This window comes from Ammonifex thiophilus (assembly GCF_003368535.1).
Lineage (GTDB): Bacteria > Bacillota > Desulfotomaculia > Desulfotomaculales > Ammonificaceae > Ammonifex > Ammonifex thiophilus.
In genome coordinates, this window is record NZ_QSLN01000002.1 from 77,065 (window position 1) to 101,294 (window position 24,230).

Here is a 24,230-nt window from a genome sequence, read left to right on the forward strand (position 1 = left end):
TTATCAACCTCCCCAATGCATGATGGCTTCCTCTAAGGTCTTCTCCCGCCGAACTACTTCCTGGAAGTTCTGACCGCCGGTCGCCGCCTCCACCGCCGCCCGCACGGCGCTGGCTCCGGCCCTGGTTCCTTGGGGGTGCCCATGCACTCCCCCGCCGAACTGCAGCACGCAGTCCACGCCGAAGATGGAGATGAGGTCCGGTATATGCCCGGGATGCAGCCCGCCGGAAGCCACCGACAAGACCGGCTTTATGCTGCCCCAATCTTGGGGGCGCAGGAGGTCGCCGGAGACGGGAGAGGCGTTGCCCAGCGCCGCGTGGCAGCGCAGCACATCCTCTCTGTCCCCCTCCATCTTCCCCACCACGGTGCCGATGTGCAGTTGGTCTACACCGGCCAGGCGGGCCAGTTTGGCCAGCACCAGCATGGCTATGCCGTGCCGCTTGTTTCGGGCAAAGCTAGCGTACATGGCGCGGTGGGCGTGGATTATAAGCCCCAAATTGGCCTTGCGCAGGCTTAAGAGTCCGGAAAAGCCGGCCGTCACTATGTCCACCATCACGTAGCGCCCACCTTCCCGCTTTACCAGCTCCGCCCGCCGGATCATCTCTTCCGTCTCCGCCGTCACATTGGGCAGGTAAACCTTCTTCTCTCCTGTCTCCGCCTCCGCCCGAGCGCAAGCTTCCAGGCTCCGCTTGACCCGCTCCTCGAAGGGGGAGAAGGGCTGGGAGGTCAAGTTCTCGTCGTCCTTGACCAGATCAAGCCCTCCCACCAGAGCCTCGTAAACCACCTCGGCCTGCTCCCGGGGGTCAAGCCCTAGCTTGGGCTTGACGATGGTGCCCACCAAAGGACGCCCGTGAACTCCTAAAATCTCCCTCACTCCCTGGACGCCGAAGGCCGGCCCCTGCGACCCGGATACGAGCTCGGGAGGGAAACTCAGATCCAAAAGCCTTAAGTTCTTTACCGCCTTCATACCGAATACGTTTCCGGCTACGCTGCTCAAATACTGGGGAATGTTCCCCGGCTCGAAAAGGGCCACGGGGTAAGCTATCCGCACTATATTACCTTCGATGGCGTACACCCGCGCCCGCAACTCCTCCCATATCCTGGGCTTCATGGTGGCCACATCGGTCCAGGTGCCTATAGAAGACTCCGAAGCCACCGCCCCGGCAGCCTCGTAAATGTCTACCCCCTCCGCCGGCTCCACGTAGAAGCAGGCCAGGCAGTCGGAAGGAGAAGGGGTGTAGTTGAGTTCCACGAAATCGCTGTAGCGCAAGATTACGCACCTCCTAAACTTTGCTCGCCCCGGCCGCGCTCAAAGCCTCTGTCGTCAGACGGTTCCAGTCTTCTAGGAAGCGCTGGATGCCCACATCGGTCAGAGGATGCTTTACCATCTGGGCCAAGACGCCGAAGGGAACGGTGGCGATGTGCGCCCCTGCCCGCGCCGCTTCCACCACGTGCAGAGGGTGGCGAATGCTGGCCGCGATTATCTCGGTGGAAAAGCCGTAGCGGGAGAAAATACCGGCCAGATCGCGTACCAGCGTCATCCCCTCGTGAGAGACATCGTCCAGCCGCCCTATAAAGGGGCTGACGAAGGTGGCCCCCGCTTTGGCCGCCAGCAGGCCCTGGGACACGGAAAAGACCAGGGTGACATTGGTCTTTATTCCTTCGCGGGAAAGCACCCTTACCGCCTTGAGCCCTTCCTCCGTCATGGGGATTTTCACCGCGGTATTAAGCCCCCACGAAGCGATGCGGCGCGCTTCCTCTATCATGCCCTCCGCCGTGGTGGAAATCACTTCCACACTTATGGGGCCATCCACCAGGGAGGCTATTTCCCGCACCACCGCCTCTACATCCGCCCGACCGGCCCGCGCCAGCAGGCTGGGGTTGGTGGTCACCCCGTCTACTACCCCCCACTCGGCCGCCCGCTTTATCTCCTCTACCTTGGCTGTGTCCAGAAAGATCTTCAAGTTTTCTTCCCCCCTTTCGCTTCCTCGTGCTTTCATTCTAGGGGAGGAAGAAGAAGGGATAAACAGAAAGCCCTTGAAAAGTAGCTAGAAGCGTTCAAACGGTTAGCCGACCGCAGAAGTTGCCGGTACAAAACCGCTCATCACGGATAAGTGCACGTTTAGTTCCTCAGTCCTGGCGGCCGCAAAGTAGGACCGAACGGCCTCCAAGTTCAAGGCTGCCGGCCAAAAACAAGCCCTCCTTAAGAAAAAACCAAAAGGCACCGGAATTCCCCGGTGCCCTATTTTGCCCTATTTTCTGAACCCCCGAAAATCTATCCTTTCAGCCGCTCACTTACAAAGTCGATCACCAACCGGGCTAGCTCCAGGGCCCTCTGCCCGTCGACCTCGTCGAAGGCTTCCGCCGGAATCCCTCCGGGCAAGCCGTTAGGGTAGCGGGTGGGAATGTAGTACTTGTCCAGAGCAGCCGCCTTACGGTGCAATTCTTTGAAGGAGCGCTCTAACCTGGCGGCTAGGCTGGCCAGCTCCGCTACCGAGTGACCACGAACCTCCGAAATACCCCGGGAGTAAAGAAAAGCTTTCAAAGCTTTTTCGGCGCTTTGCTGGGCTAAAAAGCAGGTTAGGTGATACCTCTTTCCTTCGAAGCAAAACTGGGCATCCTCGTAATCATGAAGCGCCTGGCGCCACCAGCGCTCAGCTTCTTCCCTCGGGCTTCTCCTCATAAACCAGTCTGCCCTCCTCGAGAATGCGCCGCACAAAGTCCCTGCTGGAAGCGAGTTCGGCCAGCTCCTCGGGCGTATAAATCAGAATATCGATCGCCACCCGGGGCTGTACTTCCCTGAAGAAAACCTCCAGACGCTCAAGCCAAGGGAGCTCCGTTTCCTGCACGGCGAGAAGATCGAGGTCGCTGCCCGCCGTCACCTCATCCCGGACTAAGGACCCGAAAACGTAAAGCTTTTTGAACTTCAACCGGGGGCAGAAAGAGATGATCCGCTTGAGTTCTTTGAGCAGCAGACGCTTGCGGCGCTTATCTTCCTTCCAGGCGACCCGCACTGGCAAAACCTCCAGACCCTGTTCCCTCAAACCAGTTTACCACGTTTGTACCTGATAGAGGTATCTTTCCAGGAGAGACCGGAGGGTAACAAAATCGCGGGCCTGGTAGGCCTGACCCCGGAGGGTAGAGGCTCCGGGTAAGCCACGTGTGTACCAATCTAGCACCATCCTTCCCCGGTTGAGCGCCTTATCGCCGTAAAGCGCCTGCAATAAGGCCAGGTGCTTTAAGCCCTGAGCCACCCGCTCCGCCGGCGAAGGAGGCGGAGGGATTTGGCCGCTCAGGGCGTACAGCTGGCATCTGGTGAAAATCCAAGGGTTGCCCCGCGCCCCTCTCCCCACCATAACTCCGTCACAGCCGGTCGAAGCCAGCATCCGCAGGGCATCTTCCGGGGCTCGCACATCGCCGTTGCCTATGACGGGGATTTTCACGGCTTCTTTGACCCTCCGTATAGCCTCCCAGTCGGCCTGCCCCCCGAAGAACTCGTGCCGGTAGCGCCCGTGCACGACAAGCGCCTTAGCCCCGGCTTCCTCCAGCAGGCGGGCTATCTCCCAGGCCGGGGGACTCTTCTCGTCCCAGCCCTTGCGCAGCTTGACGGTGACCGGCACTTTCACCCGCCGGCAGACTGCCTCTACCATAGCCGCTGCCCGGCGCGGTTCGCGCAAGAGAGCTGCTCCTGCTCCCGTCTTCACCACCTTCTCCACCGGGCAGCCCATATTGAGGTCAACGGCTACCGCCCCTGCCTCTTCCACCACTAAGGCCGCCTCCGCCATCTCCTCCGGGTCGCTACCGAAAAGCTGGACTACCACTCCTTCTTCTCCCAGAAAGTCGAGCAGTTGCTTCCTTGCCACAGGGGAGCGGGCCAAGGCTGGAGCTGGTAGCATTTCCGTCCAGCAAAGGCGCGCCCCGCCCTCTCGCGCTACCAAGCGAAAGACGCGGTCGGTAATGCCGGCCATGGGAGCCAGCACTATGGGGAAGCCGGAAAAGAGGAGAGAGAAAAAGTCAGCGGTTGCGCTCATAGATTATCCGCAATCCCACCAGGGTGAGATAGGGTTCCACCCGGTCTATGGTGCGGCTCTCGCCGGCGATGAGCTCGGCCATACCCCCAGTGGCCACCACCAGGGTCTTGCTTCCAAGTTCTTCCCACATGCGACTCACCAGAGCGTCCACCAGCCCGGCAAAGCCGAAGAGCAGGCCTGCCTGCATGCTGTGCACCGTGTTACGTCCGATGGCTGAAGGGGGAGAGACCAGATCCACCCGCGGTAGTTTGGCCGCCCGGGCAAATAGCGCCTCGCAGGCAATGCCTATGCCGGGAGCGATGGCCCCGCCCAGATACTCTCCCTTTTCCGAGACCACGTCGAGGGTGATAGCCGTGCCGAAGTCTACCACGATCAGCGGGCCGCCGAAAAGGGCGAAACCCGCCGCTGCGTTTACCACCCGATCGGCCCCCACCTCCCGCGGGTTTTCCGTCCTGACCGGGACCCCGGTGCGGATTCCGGGACCTATGAAAAAGGGCTTCCGGCCAAAGTACTTGGCTACCCCTTCCTCGACGGCGCGGTTGAGAGGAGGTACCACCGAAGAGACCACCACCCCTGTAACCGACCCAGGATCGAAGCCTCCTTCCCGCAGGAACTGGCGCAGCAAAAGCCCTAGCTCATCGGCCGTCTGCTCGTGGCGAGTGGCCAGACGCCAGGCGGCCATCAGTTCCTCTCCCCTGAAAACCCCCACCGTAACGTTGGTGTTCCCTATATCTAAAGCCAGAAGCAACCGCTTCAAACCTCCCTCAGGGTGACTTCGCCTCCCAGCAAGAAGCGGAGTGAGCCGTCGTCCAAGCGCAAGACCAACCTGCCTTTCTCGTCTACCCCTTCCGCTTTCCCCTCCCAGATCCTTCCTTCCTCCTCCACCCTCACCCGGCGCCCGCGGTAAAGGAAGAGCGCCTGATAGTCTTCCGCTAAGGGGGTGAAGCCTTCCCGGCACCAGAGGGAGTAAAGCTCTTCCGCCCGCTTCAAAATAGCCGCCAAAAGATAGGGGCGGCAAGACTTCTTCCCTCGGCAAAGTTCCAAAGAGGTGGCCCTCCCCTCCAGCTCCGGGGGGAAGAAGGGTATATTGACGTTGATCCCCACACCAACCACCGCCCAGTGCACTTGCTCGGTCTCCGCCGCTACCTCCACCAGCACCCCACCCAGCTTCTTCCCACGGCAGAGGATGTCGTTCGGCCACTTCAAAGCCCAGTCGAGCTCCGGGAAAAAGCCGGAAAGGCTCTGCAGTGCCGCCAGCGAAAGGACTAAAGGTAGGGAGAGAAGCGCCAGAGGATGAACGGCCGGGCGCAGGAGCAAGGAAAACCATATCCCTCCGGGAGGTGAGTGCCAAGAGCGTCCTCGGCGCCCTTTTCCTCCTGTCTGCTCCTCCGCCACCACTACCGCCCCCTCGGGGAGAGAGGCGGCCATCTGCTTCAAAATTTCGTTGGTAGACTGAAGTTGGGGGTAATAATGATAAGGACGGCCCCACTTCCCCCGCAGGAGGGGAAGGACAGCAGCCGGAAAAAGCCTATCGGGCCAGCCTTCCAAACGGTAGCCCCGGCGGGGCTTGGCGGTGATGGGAAAGCCCATGGCCTGCAGAAGCTTTACTTGCTTCCACACCGCCTCCCGCGAAACTCCCAGTTCCGCCGCCAGTTGGGCCCCCGAAACGAAGTCCTCGGTTTCCTTCAACTTCTCCAGTATCTTTAAGCGCGGATCGTCCATATTACTCCAGATCCAGGGAGATGTCCAAAGCCTTCACCGAGTGGGTAAGGGCGCCTAAAGAGATGAAATTCACACCTGTGGCTGCCACTTCTCGCACGTTTTTCTCGGTGATACCGCCGGAAGCTTCGAGCAGCGCCCTCCCCTTCACCAACTCCACCGCCCGCCGCATTTCCCCTACCGGCATGTTGTCCAGCATGATGATGTCAGCCCCGGCGGCCAAAGCTTCCTCTACCTCCGCCAGGCTCTTGGTCTCCACTTCGATCTTTAAAGTGGCCGGAGCTCCTTCCCGCGCCCTCCGCACAGCCTCGGCCACGCTCCCCACCGCCCGGATGTGGTTGTCCTTAATAAGGATGCCGTCAAAAAGGCCGAAGCGGTGGTTGCTTCCCCCTCCTACCCGCACGGCGTACTTCTCCATACTCCTGAGCCCCGGCGTGGTCTTGCGGGTATCTAGTATGCGCACTGGGTAGTCCTGTACCAGCTCCACCACGGCTCGCGTGCGGGTGGCTATGCCGGAGAGGTGCCTAAGGAAATTCAAAGCTACCCTTTCGCCCATCAGTATCCCTCTAAGCGGTCCCTCCACTCGGGCCAGCACCTCTCCCTTGCCCACCCGCGCTCCTTCTTCTACCTGGGGGAGGAAAGCAACGCGGGGGTCCAGCAAGGCAAAAACCCGGGCCGCCACCGGCAAGCCCGCCACCACCCCCTCCTCCTTGGTGAGGATGATGCCGCGGCCGGTCTTTTCTAGCGGCACTAAAAGCTCGGTGGTGATATCCCCCGGACCTATGTCCTCCCGCAAGGCCCGGATGATGATTTCGTCCCATTCCCCTAAATACATCGAAACTTACACCTGCCGACGAAAGATTAAATGCCGCTGCCAGCGAGGACGGGGTTCAGGGTAGTCCGAGCGGTAATGTCCTCCCCGCGACTCGGTGCGCATTAAAGCCGCCTCTGCCACGAGGTACGCTACTTCCAGCATGTTCTTGAACTCCATCTCTTCCAGAGAAGTAGCCTCGTAGTTGTTGAGGGTCTCCCACTGGGCTAAAGCTTTTAAAGCTTCCTCCAACCCTTTACGGCAACGCACCGGCCCCACATGGGTCTGCATGAGTTCCTTCAGCTCCAGCTTGAGCCGGGCGTAGTCTATCGGAGGACCGGGAATGAGCCCCTCCCCTTTGGCCTCGGCCTTAGAGAAGACCTTTTCCGGTCTAACCCTCTTGGCGTGCTCCACTATCCGGCCGCCGAAAACAAGCCCGTCTAAAAGCGAATTGGAAGCCAGGCGGTTGGCCCCGTGCACCCCGGGACAGGCCACTTCCCCGCAAGCATAAAGCCCTTGCAAGGAAGTTTCACCGTGAAAACCGGTTTTTACCCCACCCATGAAGTAGTGTGCCGCAGGGGCCACCGGTATGCGGTCGCGCGCCAGGTCAAGCCCATAAGCCTTGAGACGCTGGCTGATGGTGGGAAAGCGGGCGTGCACCTGCTCCGGATTGAGATGCTCCAAAGAGAGGTAAACCACCCTGCTTCCTGTGCGCTCGAGTTCTTTGAGGATCGCCCGCACCACCACATCCCGGGGGGCTAGTTCGGCCATGGGATGGTAGCGGGGCATAAACCTCTCTCCCTGAGCATTGAGTAGGATCCCCCCCTCTCCCCTTACCGCCTCGGAAATGAGGAAGCGGGGAGCGCCTTCGAGTAGGAGAACGGTGGGGTGGAACTGGACGAACTCCAGGTCCATGACCTCTGCCCCGGCCCGGTAGGCGGCCGCTATGCCGTCCCCCGTAACCACCTCGGGGTTGGTCGTATGCTGGTATATCTGCCCCGCTCCGCCGGTAGCCAGAACCACCACCGGTGCCAAATAAGCCTTCAGCTTCCCTTCTTGGTGGTCCAGGGCCAAAGCCCCCCAGCAGATCCCTTTAGTGACCAGCAGATCCACCAGGAAGTGGTTTTCCAACACCTTGATCTTGGGGTTGGCTCGCACCGTCTCCGAGAGGACGCGCTGGATTTCAGCTCCGGTGGCGTCGCCCATAGCGTGCAGGATGCGCCGGCGGGTGTGCGCCCCTTCCCGTGTGAGGTCGAGCCTGCCGTCGGCCCGGTCAAAGCGCGCCCCCAAGCGAATGAGCTCCTCCACCCGGGCCGGACCCTCGGTAACCAAGATCTCCACCGCCGTAGGGTCGCAAAGCCCTGCCCCCGCAGCCAGGGTGTCCTCGTAATGGTAAAGGGGGGAATCGTTCGGACCCACCGCCGCTGCGATCCCCCCCTGAGCGTGCTCGGTGGCGGTATCGTCGATGCCCCTTTTGGTGAGAACCACGATGTCTTCCCAGTAAGAGCTGGCCGCATGCGCCGTGTAAAGACCGGCGATACCGCTGCCGATCACCAGGAAACCGGTTTCCACCCTTTCCAGATCGCCTAGATCAAAGTTGACTAAGTACCGTTTGGGCATCTAAAAAGCCCCCTTATCCTTTAAGGCCTAGCATCCTCTCCACCGTGAGGTAGGCCCGCTCTCTTACAGGGCGCGGAACCTCTACCCGGGGCTCGAGCCGCACCAGGGACTCGTAAACCTTGGCCAGCGTGATCTTCTTCATGTCGGGGCACTCCAGACAAGGGGAGGCTAAGTAGAACCGCTTGTCCGGACAGGTCCGGCGGAGTTGGTGCAGAAGCCCTTCCTCCGTTACCACGATGAACTCCCGGGCCTCGGACTCCCAGGCGTACCGGAGCATGCCCGAAGTACTGGCCACGGCGTCAGCTAGGTCTATCACTTCGGGACGGCACTCGGGATGAACCATAACTTTGGCCTCCGGGTGGGCTTCCTTCGCCTTTCGAACGTGCACCGGCGTCACATGCTCGTGCACCCAGCAATACCCTTCCCAAAGGACTATTTCCCGATCCGGGTAAAAGCGCTTTACGTAAAGCCCCAGGTTGCGATCGGGTATAAAGAGGATGGTCTTCTCCCGGGGAAGCTTCCCCACCACTTCCACCGCGTTAGCCGAAGTACAGGCCACGTCGCTTTCTGCCTTCACCGCTGCGCTGGTGTTGACGTAACAGACCACCAGACAATCGCCCAGGGCCTCTTTCCGGGCCCTAACCGCTTCCGGCGTGGCCATGTCGGCCATGGGGCAACCGGCACTGATATCAGGTAAAAGAACCACCTTGTCCGGGGAGAGGATGGCCGCCGTTTCCGCCATGAAATGAACACCGCAGAAAACCAGAACTTTAGCGGGGGTCTCGGCCGCCTGGCGGGAAAGCTCCAAAGAGTCGCCCACGAAGTCGGCTATATCCTGGATCTCCGGCCGCTGGTAGTAGTGAGCCAGGATGATAGCCTCTTTCTCCCGCTTGAGCCTAAGGATGGCCTCCTGCAGCTCCTTTACCTCATCAGTCAAAGGGCACCATCTCCCCGGAAAGGCACAAAGCCCGGATTTTGCTTAGATTTTATGGAACGTAAGCAATTACTGTCAAGCAACAACCCGATTGCGCTCGTCTACCAGGACCACGCGCGGCTTCATCTTCCCCGCTTCCTCCTCGGTCACCCAGGCATAGGCCATGATGATTACCTTGTCCCCGGGAACCGCCAGCCGGGCCGCCGCGCCGTTGAGGCAGACCACCCCCGAACCCTCCGGACCGGGTATGACGTAAGTCTCCAGCCGCGCCCCGTTGTTGAGATTAACCACCTGCACTTGCTCGTAAGGGAATATGCCTGCAGCCCGCATGAGGGCCTCGTCCAGAGTTAGGCTCCCTTGGTAGTGAAGGTTGGTCTCCGTCACCGTAGCCCCGTGAATCTTACTACGTAAAAGCACCAACTGCATGGTCTATTCCTTCACCTCCACCAGGAGGTTGTCGATAAGGCGGGCCCGGCCGAAGTAGGCGGCCACCGCTAGGAGGTAGGTTCTTCCCGGCAGAAGGAGGGTCGCCGGCTCGAGATCGGGCCAGCTCACAATCTCCGCGTAATCGAGCCGGGCCAGAGGCTCCGCCTGGATGGTGCGGCTCAGCTTCTCTTGCAAGAGGCGAGCCTCCCTTTCTCCCGCCTTCACCGCCTCTTCGGCCTCCTTAAGGGCCCTGAAGAGCACCGTGGCCGCCTTCCTCTCTTCTGGGCTGAGGTAGGTGTTGCGGGAGCTCAGGGCCAGTCCGTCCGCCTCGCGCACCGTCGGGTGCACCTTTATCTTCACCGGGAAGTTGAGATCCTCCACCATCCGCTTTATGACCGCCACCTGCTGGGCGTCTTTAAGGCCGAAGTAAGCGCAGTCGGGGCTCACGAGGTTGAAAAGCTTGGCCACCACCGTGGCTACCCCCCGGAAGTGGCCGGGACGCGACCGACCGCAGAGCACCGAAGTTAGCTGTCCGGTAACCTCCACGTAGGTGGCAAAACCCGAAGGGTACATCTCCTCCACCGAGGGCACAAAAAGGAGGTCAGCTCCGGCCTCCTCTACCAGCTTTTGGTCCCGCTCCAAGTCCCGTGGGTATTCGCGGTAGTCCTCCCGGGGGCCGAACTGTAAAGGGTTGACGAAGATACTCACCACCACTCGGTCCACTTCCTGGTCGGACCGCGCCTGGCGGATAAGGGCCAGATGCCCTTCGTGCAGGAAGCCCATAGTGGGAACGAAACCTATTTTTTCTCCCCGAGCCTTGGTGGCCACCACCCAGGAGCGCAGGTCTGAAAGTCGCTTTATCACCCTCATTCTTTCCCCTCCTTGAAGGCCCGGTACTCTTCCGGCGCCATGGAGAAAGAGTGCTCCGGCCCCGGGAAGATCCGGTTCTGCACCTCCTCCCGAAAGGCGGCCAAGGCCTTCTTGATCTCCTCCACCAGGTTGGCGTAGCGCTTGACAAACTTAGGAGTGAAGCCTCCGTAAAGCCCCAGAAGATCGTGGGTGACCAGCACCTGACCATCGCAATGGGGGCCTGCCCCTATCCCTATGGTGGGTACGGGCAAAGAAGCAGTGATCTCCTGGGCCACCTCCTGGGGCACGCACTCCAGCACCAGAGCGAAAATCCCCGCCTCCGCCAGCGCCTGGGCATCGCGGATAAGCTTACGGGCTGCCGCCGCTTCCTTCCCCTGTACCCGGTAACCGCCCAGCTGGTGGACGTACTGGGGAGTGAGCCCTATGTGCCCCATCACCGGGATGCCGCTTTTAACCAAAGCCTCCACCGTAGGGGCAACTTCTTCTCCCCCCTCCAGCTTCACCGCTTCCGCCCCCGCCTCTTTTAGAAAGCGCCCGGCGTTCCTTATTGCCTCCTCCTTGCTCACCTGGTAGGAGAGGAAGGGCATATCCCCTATCACCAGGGCCCGTTTTACCCCCCGCACCACCGCCCTGGTGTGGTGTAACATCTCCTCCATGGTCACTGGCAGGGTGTTGGGATACCCCAGCACCACGTTACCCACCGAGTCTCCTACCAGGATGGCATCGATGCCCGCTTCGTCCACCAAGCGGGCCAAGGAGTAGTCGTAAGCGGTGAGCATGGTGATAAGGCGCTTCTCCCTTTTCCAGCGTTTGAAGTCAGCCGTGGTTACCTTGTTCACGCGTTCTTACCCCCTCCCAAGATCTCCTCAAGCGCCCTGACCTTCTCCTCCGCTAAGCCCCTATCCCGCGCTATCTTTAGAGTATAGAGACCTAGAACGCGGTAGATCTCCCACTCCTCAGGATCAAGAGCTGACTTGTGGCGCCTTATGGTTTCCTGGTCCCCCCGCGCTACTGGCCCGGTAAGAGCCCCCACGGCACCCAGCGCTAGAACGTTCCGCAGAGTCCCCTGGATAAGGGGAAGGAAAGCAGGCATTATCTGCTCTTCGGGCAGGCCGGCCCGCACGGCCAGCCTCTTCATGAAGTGCAAAAGACTTACCAGGTAGTTAGAGGCCACGCAGGCAGCGGCGTGATAAAGAGGCTTGGCCTCGGAGCGAAGACGCCAGAAGGAGCCTTTGAGATCGGCCACCAGGGTCCGGGCCAGCTCCTCGGCATTCTCATCCCCCTCGAACACGAAAAAGCTTCCGGCCAGGAGCTCCGCCGCCGTCTCCCGGTCGGCAAAGGATTGCAGGGGATGGAGAGAGAAGACGATGGCCCCTGCTTCAGCGGCCGGCCGGAGCACCTCCGCCGGTAAGGAGCCACTGGTATGGGCCACCCACTGCCCAGCGCGAAACCCTCCCTCCCTTGCTATCGCTTCCGCCGTCCCGGCGATGGCATCATCAGGTGTGGTGATGAAAACCAGATCCCCTCTCCTGGCCGCTTCTGCCGGCGCCAGCACTTCCGCACCCACCCGCCCGGCCAACAGACAGGCCGAAGCCCGCGTGCGGCTGGTCACCGCCACTATTTCGTACCCTTGCGCTTTGAGCCCCACCGCTAGGGCCGTACCCACCCGGCCAGCCCCCACGATGGCCACTGCAGGACGCTTCAAAAATACCCCTCCTCGGAAGAGATTCAGTAGAAAAACAAAAACCCTCCGGACGGTTGCCGGAAGGTCCTTTGCTTCCCTTACCGTCCGTCTCGGTCCTAAGCGGATCCAAGCGGCTTTAGATTTTCGCGGTTGTTTCTAAAAGCTTTGATCTTCGGTACGGCTCCTACCTCTACGCAGGATGCCGTCCTCAAGCGGTTTTATTCTATTCTATACCCAGCTTGTTCCGCAAGAGCTTGGAAAGGCTAAAAACCCGGCGGTGGGTCTCTGCGTCATAATACTTAAGGCCGGCCGGCAGTTTCCCCCGGGGACCAAGATCGGGCAAGCCTTTAAGGCAGACAAAAAAGCCCCAAAGATCCTCAAAGGAAGGTACGTACTCGGCATAAGGGAAAACAGGAGAAAAAACCTGACACAAAAGGCGATAAAGGTGATCGAAGCCCGCGCTCCTGAGCCCCGAAAAAGCCGAGGTCCCCTGCACCGCCACTACCCCGGGGCTGGCCAAAGCTCGATCTAAAAGTTGGTAAAAGCCCAGATTATGGACGGTGCTGGCCGGACCCACTACGTCGTCGGTAACGTCCACTATGGCCACATCGAAAGGCTCTCCCTGGTAATCCTGCAGGAAGCGGGCCACATCGGTAAAAACCAGCTCGACGCGCGGGTCGTCAAGCGGCGTGCGTCCTAAGTACTCCTGGCATAGCTCCACCACCTCCCGGTCTATATCCACCGCCACCACCTGGCTGACGGAGGAATAACGCAGAACCTCCCGCACCACCTTCCCCTCACCGGTACCACAGATCAGTACCCGCCGGGGTGCGGGGTGGGCCAGCATCCCCGGATGCACCAGGAGCTCGTGGTAGATAAACTCGTCCATTTCCGCCGACTGGATATCGCCATCCAGGAAGAGGCACCTTCCCCATCCCTCTATATCCATAATCTCTAGCTTCTGGTAAGGGGTCTGCCGGGCCGCCAGGACGGACTTGACCTGGTAGACCCGGTACCCCCCTACGTCCGGCATCCAGTACCACTTGCCCGACGGATCAAGCCCCCACCTCTGCTTGGTCTCCTCCAAAATCTTTCCCCCTCCTCTCCAGCACTTGGGAAGCGGCCACCCGCGGGCACAAGGGATCGGGAGCTAAAAGGTCACCTTTCATGAGGTAAGCCCGCGCAAAGCAGCCGCCGGCGCATTCTTCTTTAACCGGACAATCGAGGCAGGGAGAGGAAAGCTGGGGCTCTGCCAAGGCACGCACCAGGGGATGTTTGGCCTGCCTGGCCCAAACCCGCGCCAATCCTTCCCTCACATTGCCCAGCCTCATGTCCAATACGTCGCAAAGGAGAACTTCTCCCGCCGGTCCCACATCGAGCTCGGTGCAGGCCCGACAACTGTAGTAGTAAACATAAGGAGAACGAACGATAAGCCCTGCGAAGGGCAGACACCACAACCACACCGGGAAACGGAGCTTTTCCGCTTCTCTTTCCACTTCCCGCACCACCCGGCAAAGGGCAGGGCTCGTAAGAGTCATATCCCGCCTCGCTTTACCTGCCGGCATAACGGGAAGGTAGATGGCCGCCCGCGCACCCCAGGAAGAGGCCAACCGGGGAAAAGCCGGCGCCTCCGCCGCGTTATGGGTGCCCAGGGCCATGACCAAGTAAAACTTGACTCCCGCCTGTCTGAGCCTGGCCGCCGCCGCCTGCACCTTTTCCCAGGTTCCCCGGCCCCGCACCATCTCGTGCGTTTCCGCCTTGACCCCATCCACGCTCAGATACACCTCTACGCCCAGGGCGGAAAGCCGTGCAGCTACCTCCTCGGTGAGGGCCAAGCCATTGGTCACCACCGTGGTTCTTACTCCCCGGGCCCGGGAGCGTGCCATGAGCTGGAAGACATCAGGGCGCAGGAGTGCCTCGCCCCCGGTGAACCCCACGTACTCCACCCCCATGTCCAGGGCTTCATCCAGCATTCTTTCAGCAGCGGCGGTGTCGAGTTCCGGTTCGGAGGCGAAGCGCTCAGCCACATAACAGGTGCGGCAGGAAAGGTTGCAGCGTGAGGTAATGAGCCATATGAGGCTGTCGGGAGCCTGCCACCGGGCAGTGGTGTTATCCTCGCTCTCCTCGTCCACCATTTCACCCCCGAGATACTATAGCAAAGAGTCCCGCTTTTCAGCAACCGCGCCGCCGACGCGCCTTAACTGCCTCTACTATCTTGGGAAGGATAATCCCTGCCTGGCCGCGGAGCACCACCGCCGCGCGGTCATCGGCAGGAGTGGGCTCGCGGTTGACTATGATGAGCTCCCTGGCATAGTCTACCAAAATGGCGGCTGGGTAAACTGTGAGGCTGGACCCTACCACCAGCAGGAGGTCGCAACCCTGGCGGAGGAAAACCGCCGCTCGGTGAAAATCGGGGGCCATGGGCTCGCCGAAAAGGACGATGTTCGGCCGCAATATTCCCCCACACGCGCAGCGGGGAGGAAGATCGTCTTTGGCCCAGGCCTCCTCGGCCAGATCGAAAGGGGCCGTGCGGCGGCAACGGGTACAAATGAGGTTCTCCAAGTTGCCGTGCACTTCCCATACCACCCGCGAGCCCGCCTTCCGGTGCAGGCCATCTATGTTCTGGGTGATCACCCCGCGCAGGATCCCCATTTCCTCCAGTTCGGCCAAAGCCCGGTGCGCCGGGTTGGGCCGGGCGCGCCGGTAGTCCTGCCACATGGGAAGGAAGAAACGGTAAAAGCGGGCTGGGTCCCGGAGAAAAGCTTCGCCGGTGGCCAGGGCAAGAGCCTCCGGGTTGGACCATAAACCCGTCCCCGGTGAGCGAAAGTCGGGGATGCCGCTTTCCGTGCTCACTCCCGCGCCGGTAAAAGCACAGGCCTTTTGGGCCTTAAGCAAAAGTTCGGCCGCCCGTTCAATCTCTTTCCCATCCATATCCCTCCACCCTTTCTATTTCCTGTTCCCGCCCGAGTTTCTCCGCCCAATCGATTGCCCGCTTTCCGTTCGGTAACTCGAGTTCCGGCACAAGATCGGCCAGAGGAGCTACTACAAAGGCTCGCTCGGTGAGGCGGGGGTGGGGGAGAACCAGTTCCTCCGTTTCCACCGCGAGATCTTCATAAAGAAGCAGGTCGAGATCGATAGGGCGAGGACCCCACCTCTCCTCGCTTTCCCGCCTGCGCCCCAATTCCTTCTCTATCTTCAGCAGGCTCGCCAGGAGGCTAAAAGGGGAGAGAAAGGTGGAGATTAAGGCCACGGTGTTAAAGAAATCGGGCTGGTCTGTCCTCCCCCAGGGGGCAGAGCGGTAAAGAGGAGCTACTCTCTCCAGCCTGACTCCCGGAGTCTTGCTCAAAGCCGCAAGCGCCGCCTTCAAGTTCCGGCGCTTATCCCCCAAGTTGCTTCCCAAACCCACCAGAGCCTTAGCGGGCTTCACCTTCCGGGATCGGTTGATTTCCACCCCCACGCGCTCAAAATAGCCGGGGAGGGGAGCCCCCGGCTTTTCCACCCGCACCCTGACGCGCCGCAACAGCGGGAAAAAGGAGAGAAGTCTCTCCGCCACCGCTTCGGCCAGCGCCTCCAGTAAGAGGAAAGAGCGCCGACTTACCACCTCCTCCACCACCCGGTAGGCTTCCTGGTAGTTGACCGTCAGATGAAGCTCGTCTTTCTCCCCGGCCGGCCGGAGATCGAGGTAAAGCTCCACGTCCAGACGGAAGTTCTGGCTGTAGGTCTGCTCTTCCGGTGAAACCCCGTGCCGCCCCGGAAAGAGCAGCCCTTCAAGGTAAATTTTATCGTGCATAACTCCTTCTCCTCACCAGGGCATCGACCATCCGGGCCACCCGCACCATCTGTTTGACGTCATGCACCCGGACGATATCGGCTCCCTTGACAATGCTCACTGCCACTGCCGCCGCCGTCCCCTCCAGCCTCTCTTCCACCGGCAGGTCAAGAACGTACCCGATGAAGGACTTGCGCGAGGGGCCGACGAGTACGGGCAGCCCCAAGGACTTCAGCTCATCAAGCCGCCGCACCACTTCCAGGTTCTGCTCCGGGGTCTTGCCGAAACCTATGCCCGGGTCGAGAATGATATGCTCACGCGGGATGCCGGAGGCCTCAGCGTACTCCACTCGCTCGGCCAGGTGATCTATTATGTCCCCCATGAAGTCGCGGTACTGGGGGGTTGAGGGGTTGTGCATGAGCACCACCGGGGCCTCGTAGCGCGCCACCACTGCCGCCATATTAGGATCGGCCAGCGCCCGCTGGTCGTTGATGAGGTGCGCTCCGCGCCGCAGGGCTTCCTCAGCCACCACCGCTTTAGAGGTGTCGATGGAGATGGGGACGGGGACCTCCGGCAGAATAGCTTCCAGCACCGGAATAACCCGCCGCAATTCCTCTTCGGCCTCCACCGGCGTGTGCCCCGGCCGGGTAGACTCTCCGCCCAGATCGATGATGTCCGCCCCCTCTTCTACCATTTCCAAAGCCCGGGCCCGCGCCGCTTCCACCGTGTTGTACTTTCCTCCGTCGGAGAAGGAGTCTGGGGTGACGTTTAAGATTCCCATGATAAGCGTTCTCTCCCCCAACCGGAGTTCCCGGCCCCGGCAATTGAGCCGGAAAGGACGGAACCCCTCAGCATTTTCCAAGACCTGGGCCAGCTTTTCCGCCAGCCGGGGCAGGCCGAAGGGCTGCTGTTTAAGCTTGGCAATCAACAGCCGGAACTGCTTGAGGGTGCCCAGGAGAAGGACGTCGGTGCGCTCCACAGTATAGTTTATAGCTCCCCGCGCCACCACCGCTTCCCCTCCCCGGGCCAGCATCTCCTGCTTGAGGATGTTGGCCTGTACCGGCGTAAGATCCCTCACTTTTACCGCCCGAAAGACCGCCTTGGGGGCCATGATCTTCTGCCCGGGCTCGTCAGCCCCGATCTTCCTTATCTCTTCCAGAGCCGTGGCCAGGTCAGGAATACTTATCACCCGCACCCGAGAAAAACCTCCCTTTCAAAGCAAAGGTCGCAGGAAGATGATGCCTCTTCCTGCGACCCTATTTTTAGCCGGAAGGCACCTGGATTCCTGCTAGCGCACCAGGGCGTTGTCCACCAGATCCATGAGGTACTTGATCTGGATGGGCATCTTGTACTCCCGCTTCATGTCGGTGAACTGGTCGAAGCAGTTGTGGCAGGGAGAAACCAGGATTTGAGCGCCGGTGCGCTCGATCTGCTGCTTCTTCAAGAGGGCCTTCTGCATGCGCACCCGCTTCTGGTCAAGCGCCAGGGCGCCACCTCCGCCGCCACAGCAGATGTTGTACTCCCGGTTGGGCCACATCTCCACGAAGTCCTCCGCTACCTGGCTCAGGACGTAGCGCTGCGGCTCCGCCACGCCAGCCTTGCGCACGAGGTTACAGGGATCGTGCAGGGTGACGCGCTCTGGGTTCTTGCTCTTGTCTACCTTGATCCGGCCGTCCTTGATGATCTCCGCCAAGAACTCCACCATGTGCAGGATGGGGTACTCGAAGGGCACCCAGTACTTGGAGCCGAAAACCAGAGCCCAGTACCCGTGGCCGCACTCGGTGCAGACCAGGCGTTTGCAGCCCAGCTCCTTGAAAGCATCTACGGTGAACTGCATGATCTTGGTAGCCATATCGTCACGGCCGTCGAACAAGCCAAAGTTGGTGACGTCGAAGGACTTAGTGGAGATGGTCCAGCTGACCCCCGACGCCGAGAAGATCCGGTACATGGTCTTCAAAGCTTCGGGATAAATGCCGATTTCACGCGGGTGCAGGAGGAGGAAGATTTCCGCGCCCTTGACGTCCACCGGGAACTTGACCGAATCGTCGCCCAGCTCGTCGCGCAGTTCCTCCTCCATCCACTCGACGGTCTCCACGAAGTCTTCCAGTGATACCCCCATCTGGTTGCCGGTGCGTACGTGCATCTCGGTGGTCTCCTGCAGGGTGCCCGAAGCCTTGAGCCCGAACTTGCCCCGGATGCAGCGGATCACGTTGGGCATGTTAATCCCCATGGGGCACTCCATGGTGCAGCGCCCGCACTGGTTGCAAAGCCAGACGAAAGGATCGTTTAGCACCTCTTCCCTCAAACCCAAAGCGATCTTGCGCATGAAGCGCCGCGGCTCCATGCCCTCAACCAGCCCCTTGAACTCGCAGCCGGCATCACAAGTGCCACAGGAGAGGCAATAATTGAAGTCGAGCCGCGTCTCCTGAGGCACTATCTTCTGCGCTATCTCGTCACGAAAAGTAGGGTCGGCCACTTTACTTAACTCCAATGCCATTCTAATCCCTCCAAAACGCCAGGCAAATTTTTAAGGAACCGGGGCTGCCGGGAAAGCCGGCAACCCCGGTCGAACCTCTTATCTTCAGGAGAGCAGCGCCTCGATCTCGGCGAAGATCTGCTCGTCAGTGAAGCCGCCCATGGTGATGGCTTTCGACGGGCAGGCAGCCGCACACACGCCACAGCCTTTGCAGACCGCCTCGTTGATCACCGAGACCTTGTTTACCTCGTCGAAGGAGATGGCATTGTAGGGACAGAGGCTTACACATATGCGGCAGCCGGAGCACTTCGCCGGATCGACCTTGGATACGATGCCTCCAGCCAGGATGGCGTCCTTGGTGAGGACGGTAGCCGCCCGCGCCGCCGCCGCCTTGGCCTGAGCAATGGACTCGTCCAAGAACTTGGGTGCATGGGCCAAGCCGCAGAGGAAGACACCGTCAGTAGCGAAGTCCACCGGACGGAGCTTCATGTGCGCCTCCAGGTAGAAGTCGTCCATGCCGCAGGTGACCTTGTAAAGCTGCCCCACTTCCCGCGCGTCCTCAGGCCCGAGCACCGCCGCACTCAGGGCCAAGACGTCGGCCTCGATGACCAGATCCTCCTTGAGGATGGGATCGAATACCGTAACTTTAAGCTTATCCCCTGCCGCCTCCACTTGAGGCTTGCGATCCAGGCTGTAGCGGATGAAGACGATACCTTTCTCCCGAGCCTTGGTGTAAAGGTCCTCCTTGAAGCCATAGGTGCGAATGTCGCGGTAGAGGATGTAGACCCGGGCCTGCGGATTCTTCTCCTTGAACTTGAGAGCGTTGCGGATGGCTTCGGTGCAGCAGATGCGGCTGCAGTACATCCGGGGTTCCTCGCGGGAACCTACGCAGTTGATCATAACCACCGTGTTGGCTCCGGCTACGGGCTCCTGCCCTTTGACCAGCGCATCCTCGAACTCCAGCTGGGTCATGACCCGCGGGTTCTGACCGTAAAGGTACTCGGTGGGCTTGTACTCCCTTCCGCCGATGGCGATGACAGTGGCACCATGGGTGATTTCTTTACCATTGGAGAGCTTGCTCACGAAGTTGCCCACGTAGCCGCTGGCCTCGACCACTTTGGTGTTGAGATGCACGGTAATGTTGGGGTGGGAGTTGACCGCCTCGATGAGGTTGTTGAGGATGGGAGCCACTTCGGTGCCTTCCCCGGTAAAGTGGAGGCGCCGTGCCAGGCCACCGAGCTCCCCTTCCTTTTCGACTAGATCCACTTTGAACCCCTGATTGGCCAACTCCAGGGCAGCGGTCATGCCCGCTACGCCACCGCCGATCACCAAGACCGAGCGGTTAATGGGCACGGGTACGAGGGAGAGAGGCTGAGCCAGCCGCACCTTGCTAACCGCCGCCCGCACCAGGTCTTTGGCCTTCTGGGTGGCCACTTCTTTATCCTTCATGTGTACCCAGGAGACCTGCTCCCGCAGGCTGGCGAAGGCGAAGAGGAAGGGATTGAGTCCGGCCTCGCGGATGGTGGCCTGGAAAAGCGGCTCGTGTGTGCGCGGCGTGCAGGCTGCCACTACCACACGGTTGAGGTTGTACTCCTTGATTTTCTCCTTGATGAGCTGCTGGGTATCCTGCGAGCAGGTGTAGAGGTTGTGGGTGGCGTAGACCACGTTGGGCAGGGTCTTGGCGTACTCCGCTACCTCCGGCACGTTCACCACGCCGCCGATGTTGATACCGCAGTGGCAGACAAAGACGCCGATGCGCGGCTCCTCCTGGCTGACGTCCCTCTCCGGAGGCAGTTCCTCTTTCTTGACCATAGTGCCCCGCACTGAGGAGAGCAAGGTCTGCGCCGCTGCCGCTGCCGCACTGGCTTCCATAACTGTCTGAGGGATGTCCATCGGGGTGCGGAAGGTACCGCAGACGAAGATTCCCGGACGCGAAGTGGCTATGGGATCGGCCTCCAGAGTCTTGCAGAAGTCGTAGTGGTTGAGCTCCAAGCCCAGCACCTTGGCCGTCTCGACAGCCGTCTTGGCGGGCCGCAGCCCTACCGAAAGCACCACCATATCGAAATCTTCGCGCTTGATTTCGCCCGACTCGTCGGCATAGCGGATGCACAGGTCGCCTTCTTTCTCCCCGGGCTCAACGGAGAAAATCCGCGCCCGAATGAAGCGAACTCCATGCTCCCTCTTTGCCTTCTCGTAGTAAGCCTCGAACCCCTTGCCGTAGGTCCGCATGTCCATGTAGAAGATAGCGGTGTCCAGGGGTTCGGCGCTGTGCTCCTTGGCAATAATGGCTTCCTTAATAGCATAAGTACAGCATACCGAAGAACAATAAGCACCCTTTTCCAGCTTACGGTCACGGGAGCCCACGCACTGTATCCAGGCAATCTTCTTAGGCTCCTTCTTGTCGGAAGGACGGACTAAGTGGCCACCGTAAGGACCGGAAGCACTCAAAATACGCTCAAACTCGATGCTGGTGACCACATTGGGATAGACACCGTAACCTAAAGCTTTAAGTTCCTTGGGAACGTACTCGTCAAAACCAGGAGCTAGCACTATTGCGCCCACGTTCAAATCGAAGGTCTTCTCGGTGTCATCGAAGTTGATGGCACCGCGCTGGCAGGCCTTGGCGCACAGACCACAGGGAGGCTCTTTGCCGGCAGCCTTGGCCTTTTCCATATGCAAAAGACGGAGGCACTTGGAAGCATCGATCATATAGGCGGCAGGAACCGCCTGGGAGTACTTGATGAAGATGGCCTTACGCTCGCCCAGTCCTTCATTGAATTCGTCCTTAACCTTGACCGGGCACTTAGCCGCGCAGTCGCCACAGGCCACGCACTTTTCGGGATCTACATAGCGAGGAGCTTGCTTGATGGTGACGGTGAAGTTGCCAGGTTCGCCGCTGATTCCGGTGATGGTAGCGTTGGTTATCAGCTTGATGTTGGGATGCCTTCCGCATTCAACTAGCTTAGGAGCGAGGATACACATGGAGCAGTCGTTGGTGGGGAAAGTCTTGTCGAGCTGGGCCATCACGCCGCCGATGGCCGGGGAACGTTCGACCAAGTAAACGTAATAGCCGCTTTCGGCGAGGTCAAGCGCTGCCTGAATACCAGCAACGCCTCCGCCTACTACCATTACGGCACCGATCTTGTCAGACATGGAGCATCACACCCGCCCTCCTTGGATTTTTCCGAAGTAAGCTTCTTGACTCGCTTCGCACCGTTACCCTGCCTCCTTCCTCGCCTTCCAGCCCCCTTTCTCCTGATCCCAAGAAAATCCGGCATTGAGAGGGCCTTTCCCGGCAAGCGTTCTCGTTGCTTCAAGTATATTAATTTCGTTCTAGCTTGTCAATCACTTCGCCATCCTCTGCGCCTCGGCTACCACCCCGGCCGCCAGGCGATCGGCATCCGCCGTCCCATACCGAAGGCTTTGGAAGTCACCCTCAGGCCCGGTGCCGCCTGCCGGCGCTTGTACTCCGCCCGGTCCACCCGTCTAATTACCTCCTCTACCAAGGCCAGGTCAAAGCCCCGGGCTGCGATCTCCCGGGCAGGGAGGTTTTCTTCTATGTACGCTCTAAGAATGGGATCGAGCACCCTGTACGGGGGTAAAGAGTCTTCGTCGCGCTGGTTGGGCCGGAGTTCAGCCGACGGGGGTTTCAATAGCACGCTTTGCGGAATGAGCTCGCGTTCCCGGTTGATGTACCGCGCCAGTTCGTAAACCATGGTTTTGGGGACGTCGGCCAGAACCGCCAAGCCCCCCGACATATCTCCATAAAGAGTGCAGTAACCCACCGCTAGTTCAGATTTATTTCCGGTGCTTAGAACCAGATGGCCCTCCCGGTTGGAGATGAACATGAGGATGTTGCCGCGGATACGCGCCTGAATATTTTCTTCCGCCACATCAATTAAAGGCAAACCATCGGGGTTCAGGGTTTTGAGGTAAGCAGTAAAGATCTCTTCGATGGGGATGACCCGCCAACCGATGCCCAGGTTGCGCGCCAGCGCTTCCGCATCGCGCAAACTTTCCGGGGAGGAGTACCGGGAGGGCATCCCTACCCCCAGCACGTTTTCTGGCCCTAGGGCGGCCGCCGCCAGCGCTGCCACCACTGAGGAGTCGATCCCGCCGCTAAGACCCAAAACCGCTTTCTTGAAGCCCGTCTTGCGGAAGTAATCCCGGATTCCCAATATAAGGGCCGAGTAAACGTCGGATATATCTTCGGCCACCTCGGAAGGATCCTTTCCCACAGCCGGGGCTGTGATGTCCACCACCGTAAAGTCTTCCTCAAAGGGTTTGCCCTCCCAGATAATCTTGCCGGTCGCGTCAAGACAGATACTCGAGCCGTCAAAAATAAGCTCATCATTCCCCCCCACCTGGTTAACGTAGACCAGCGGCCGACGATACTTGCGAGCGATGTGGGCCAGCATGTCAGCCCGCGAGCGTCTCTTCCCGTAATGATACGGCGAGGCGGAGATGTTGATTAACAACGTCGCCCCTTGAGCGTTCAACTCTGCCACTGGATCTACTTCATAAATTGGTCTTTGCCAGTAATCTTTGTCATTCCAGATGTCTTCGCAGACCGTAAGGCCCAGCACCTCTCCCTGGAACGTCAAAGATTGCCGCCGCGCTGCCGGTTTGAAATACCTGGTTTCGTCGAAAACGTCGTAGCTCGGCAAAAGCGTCTTGTCCTGTCGTCCGACAAGTTTCCCATCGGCAAAAAGGAGAGCAGCGTTGAAAAGCTTGTCCCCTTCTCTAATAGGCGCTCCCACCAAGATTCCTATTCCTTGGCTAGCCGGCGCTATTTCCTCCGCCAGTGCCCGCTCTACAGCTACCAGCATCTCCTCCCGGTAAAGAAGATCTCGGGGCGGATAGCCCACCAGTACCAGTTCCGGAAAAATCACGAGCTCCGCTTGGCTGGCCTTTGCCCGAGCCACACCCTCCAAGATTTTCCTTGTATTACCCTTGACGTCGCCCACCGTGGGATTAAGCTGCACCAGGGCCAACTTCAAGCACCGCACACCCCCGTGGAGATTCGGGCTAACTATCCAGGACCCGGCAAAGGTTCGCCAAAAAACGCGCGCGTAGATCCCGATCCCTTTCCCACTGCCTCACCGTATCCTCCTTAAGTCTAGCCGATGCTTCCGGTCCGGCAAAGTCCTCAAGTTCTTCCCGGTAGATCTCAGCCCAGTGAGCGACCATTGCCGGCGTAACCTCAAGGTGAAACTGTAAAGCCCAGGCACAATCCCGATAGACGAAAGCCTGGTTAGTGCAGGTGTCTCCTTCTGCCAGGAGGATAGCGCCTTTGGGCAGGTCGAAAGTATCGCCGTGCCATTGAAAGACCCAAAACTCCTCCGGCAAGTTCTGAAAAAGAGGTGTTTTTTTCCCTGCCTCTGTTAGGCGTACCTTGTACCACCCGATCTCCTTTACCGCGCTAGGCTTGACTGCTGCCTCCAACGCCCGGGCAATAAGCTGTCCTCCCAGACATATTCCCAACACCGGTACACGCCTGCTTATCGCGTCGCGTATAAGTTCTTGTACCTTGTAAAGATAAGGATAGGCCTCCTCTTCGTAGGCTCCCATGGGGCCGCCCAATACTATCAAGGCTTTGTAGTTAGCCATTGTTTCTGGTAAAGTAGCCCCCGGTTGATCCATTACGCGAATGTCTAACTCCCACCCTTCACTGGGAAGAACTTCGGCCAGAAGTCCTGGACCCTCGCAAGCCACATGCTGCACAATCAAGGCCCGTAACATTTTATCCCCCCGTTCGACTTCTATAAATCTTAACCAAAAGAGGGCCCACACCGGCAAACCGGCACGGGCCCCTTTGCCCCTGGGTAAGTGTTTACACTTCTCAATTCAGTCTACTCCCAAAGAAAATAGAGCGTCAACCATCCGTCTTC

The 24,230-nt window shown here is 59.8% G+C and carries 23 protein-coding genes; all 23 read right to left on the minus strand.

What is annotated here, in order from left to right; genetic code table 11:
* Positions 1-3: 3 nt before the first annotated feature.
* The gene (gene rbcL, locus DXX99_RS02720) at positions 4-1,269 is read right to left on the minus strand and encodes a type III ribulose-bisphosphate carboxylase (RefSeq protein WP_115791983.1); all 1,266 of its coding nucleotides are present in this window, start codon (positions 1,267-1,269) and stop codon (positions 4-6) included.
* Between the two features lie 13 nt (positions 1,270-1,282).
* A complete protein-coding gene (gene fsa, locus DXX99_RS02725; RefSeq protein ID WP_115791984.1) occupies positions 1,283-1,963 on the minus strand; it encodes a fructose-6-phosphate aldolase in 681 nt (226 codons plus the stop codon).
* A gap of 311 nt (positions 1,964-2,274) precedes the next feature.
* Positions 2,275-2,682, minus strand: a complete 408-nt coding sequence (locus tag DXX99_RS02730) for a HEPN domain-containing protein (protein WP_115791985.1) — start codon at positions 2,680-2,682, stop codon at positions 2,275-2,277.
* Positions 2,654-3,013, minus strand: coding sequence for a nucleotidyltransferase domain-containing protein (locus tag DXX99_RS02735; RefSeq protein ID WP_115791986.1), 360 nt, complete (start codon positions 3,011-3,013; stop codon positions 2,654-2,656). The genes DXX99_RS02730 and DXX99_RS02735 overlap by 29 nt, the downstream gene beginning before the upstream one ends.
* 36 nt (positions 3,014-3,049) lie before the next feature.
* A complete protein-coding gene (dusB, locus tag DXX99_RS02740; protein ID WP_115791987.1) occupies positions 3,050-4,030 on the minus strand; it encodes a tRNA dihydrouridine synthase DusB in 981 nt (326 codons plus the stop codon).
* The gene (locus DXX99_RS02745) at positions 4,014-4,778 is read right to left on the minus strand and encodes a type III pantothenate kinase (RefSeq protein WP_115791988.1); all 765 of its coding nucleotides are present in this window, start codon (positions 4,776-4,778) and stop codon (positions 4,014-4,016) included. The genes dusB and DXX99_RS02745 overlap by 17 nt, the downstream gene beginning before the upstream one ends.
* A gap of 5 nt (positions 4,779-4,783) precedes the next feature.
* A complete protein-coding gene (locus DXX99_RS02750) occupies positions 4,784-5,752 on the minus strand; it encodes a biotin--[acetyl-CoA-carboxylase] ligase (protein WP_115791989.1) in 969 nt (322 codons plus the stop codon).
* A gap of 1 nt (position 5,753) precedes the next feature.
* A complete protein-coding gene (gene nadC, locus DXX99_RS02755) occupies positions 5,754-6,584 on the minus strand; it encodes a carboxylating nicotinate-nucleotide diphosphorylase (protein WP_115791990.1) in 831 nt (276 codons plus the stop codon).
* A 6-nt stretch (positions 6,585-6,590) separates the two neighbouring features.
* Complete coding sequence (gene nadB / locus DXX99_RS02760) at positions 6,591-8,180, minus strand: L-aspartate oxidase (RefSeq protein ID WP_115791991.1); 1,590 nt, start codon at positions 8,178-8,180, stop codon at positions 6,591-6,593.
* A 13-nt stretch (positions 8,181-8,193) separates the two neighbouring features.
* Complete coding sequence (gene nadA / locus DXX99_RS02765) at positions 8,194-9,117, minus strand: quinolinate synthase NadA (protein WP_115791992.1); 924 nt, start codon at positions 9,115-9,117, stop codon at positions 8,194-8,196.
* A 72-nt stretch (positions 9,118-9,189) separates the two neighbouring features.
* Entirely contained in the window at positions 9,190-9,540 is a 351-nt protein-coding gene (gene panD, locus DXX99_RS02770; protein WP_115791993.1) for an aspartate 1-decarboxylase, read from the minus strand.
* Between the two features lie 3 nt (positions 9,541-9,543).
* A complete protein-coding gene (gene panC / locus DXX99_RS02775; protein WP_115791994.1) occupies positions 9,544-10,410 on the minus strand; it encodes a pantoate--beta-alanine ligase in 867 nt (288 codons plus the stop codon).
* On the minus strand, positions 10,407-11,249 hold the full coding sequence (gene panB / locus DXX99_RS02780) for a 3-methyl-2-oxobutanoate hydroxymethyltransferase (protein ID WP_115791995.1): 843 nt from the start codon (positions 11,247-11,249) through the stop codon (positions 10,407-10,409). Before panB ends, panC begins: the two co-directional genes overlap by 4 nt.
* Complete coding sequence (locus DXX99_RS02785; RefSeq protein ID WP_115791996.1) at positions 11,246-12,115, minus strand: Rossmann-like and DUF2520 domain-containing protein; 870 nt, start codon at positions 12,113-12,115, stop codon at positions 11,246-11,248. Before DXX99_RS02785 ends, panB begins: the two co-directional genes overlap by 4 nt.
* A gap of 202 nt (positions 12,116-12,317) precedes the next feature.
* Positions 12,318-13,181 carry a spermine/spermidine synthase domain-containing protein gene (locus DXX99_RS02790; protein ID WP_115791997.1) on the minus strand — a complete coding sequence of 288 codons (864 nt, stop codon included), beginning with the start codon at positions 13,179-13,181 and terminating at the stop codon, positions 12,318-12,320.
* The gene (locus DXX99_RS02795) at positions 13,150-14,229 is read right to left on the minus strand and encodes a radical SAM/SPASM domain-containing protein (RefSeq protein ID WP_115791998.1); all 1,080 of its coding nucleotides are present in this window, start codon (positions 14,227-14,229) and stop codon (positions 13,150-13,152) included. Before DXX99_RS02795 ends, DXX99_RS02790 begins: the two co-directional genes overlap by 32 nt.
* A gap of 37 nt (positions 14,230-14,266) precedes the next feature.
* Positions 14,267-15,025, minus strand: a complete 759-nt coding sequence (locus DXX99_RS02800) for an SIR2 family NAD-dependent protein deacylase (RefSeq protein ID WP_115791999.1) — start codon at positions 15,023-15,025, stop codon at positions 14,267-14,269.
* A complete protein-coding gene (gene folK / locus DXX99_RS11845; RefSeq protein ID WP_115792000.1) occupies positions 15,006-15,884 on the minus strand; it encodes a 2-amino-4-hydroxy-6-hydroxymethyldihydropteridine diphosphokinase in 879 nt (292 codons plus the stop codon). The genes DXX99_RS02800 and folK overlap by 20 nt, the downstream gene beginning before the upstream one ends.
* On the minus strand, positions 15,874-17,058 hold the full coding sequence (folP, locus tag DXX99_RS02810) for a dihydropteroate synthase (protein ID WP_115792001.1): 1,185 nt from the start codon (positions 17,056-17,058) through the stop codon (positions 15,874-15,876). The genes folK and folP overlap by 11 nt, the downstream gene beginning before the upstream one ends.
* Before the next feature lie 93 nt (positions 17,059-17,151).
* The gene (locus DXX99_RS02815; RefSeq protein WP_115792002.1) at positions 17,152-18,360 is read right to left on the minus strand and encodes a (Fe-S)-binding protein; all 1,209 of its coding nucleotides are present in this window, start codon (positions 18,358-18,360) and stop codon (positions 17,152-17,154) included.
* An 84-nt stretch (positions 18,361-18,444) separates the two neighbouring features.
* Positions 18,445-21,492, minus strand: coding sequence for a CoB--CoM heterodisulfide reductase iron-sulfur subunit A family protein (locus tag DXX99_RS02820; protein WP_115792003.1), 3,048 nt, complete (start codon positions 21,490-21,492; stop codon positions 18,445-18,447).
* Between the two features lie 218 nt (positions 21,493-21,710).
* Positions 21,711-23,339, minus strand: coding sequence for an NAD+ synthase (locus tag DXX99_RS02825; RefSeq protein WP_115792004.1), 1,629 nt, complete (start codon positions 23,337-23,339; stop codon positions 21,711-21,713).
* A 28-nt stretch (positions 23,340-23,367) separates the two neighbouring features.
* Positions 23,368-24,081: a type 1 glutamine amidotransferase gene (locus DXX99_RS02830; protein WP_115792100.1), complete on the minus strand. Its 714-nt coding sequence runs from the start codon at positions 24,079-24,081 to the stop codon at positions 23,368-23,370.
* Positions 24,082-24,230 lie beyond the last annotated feature (149 nt).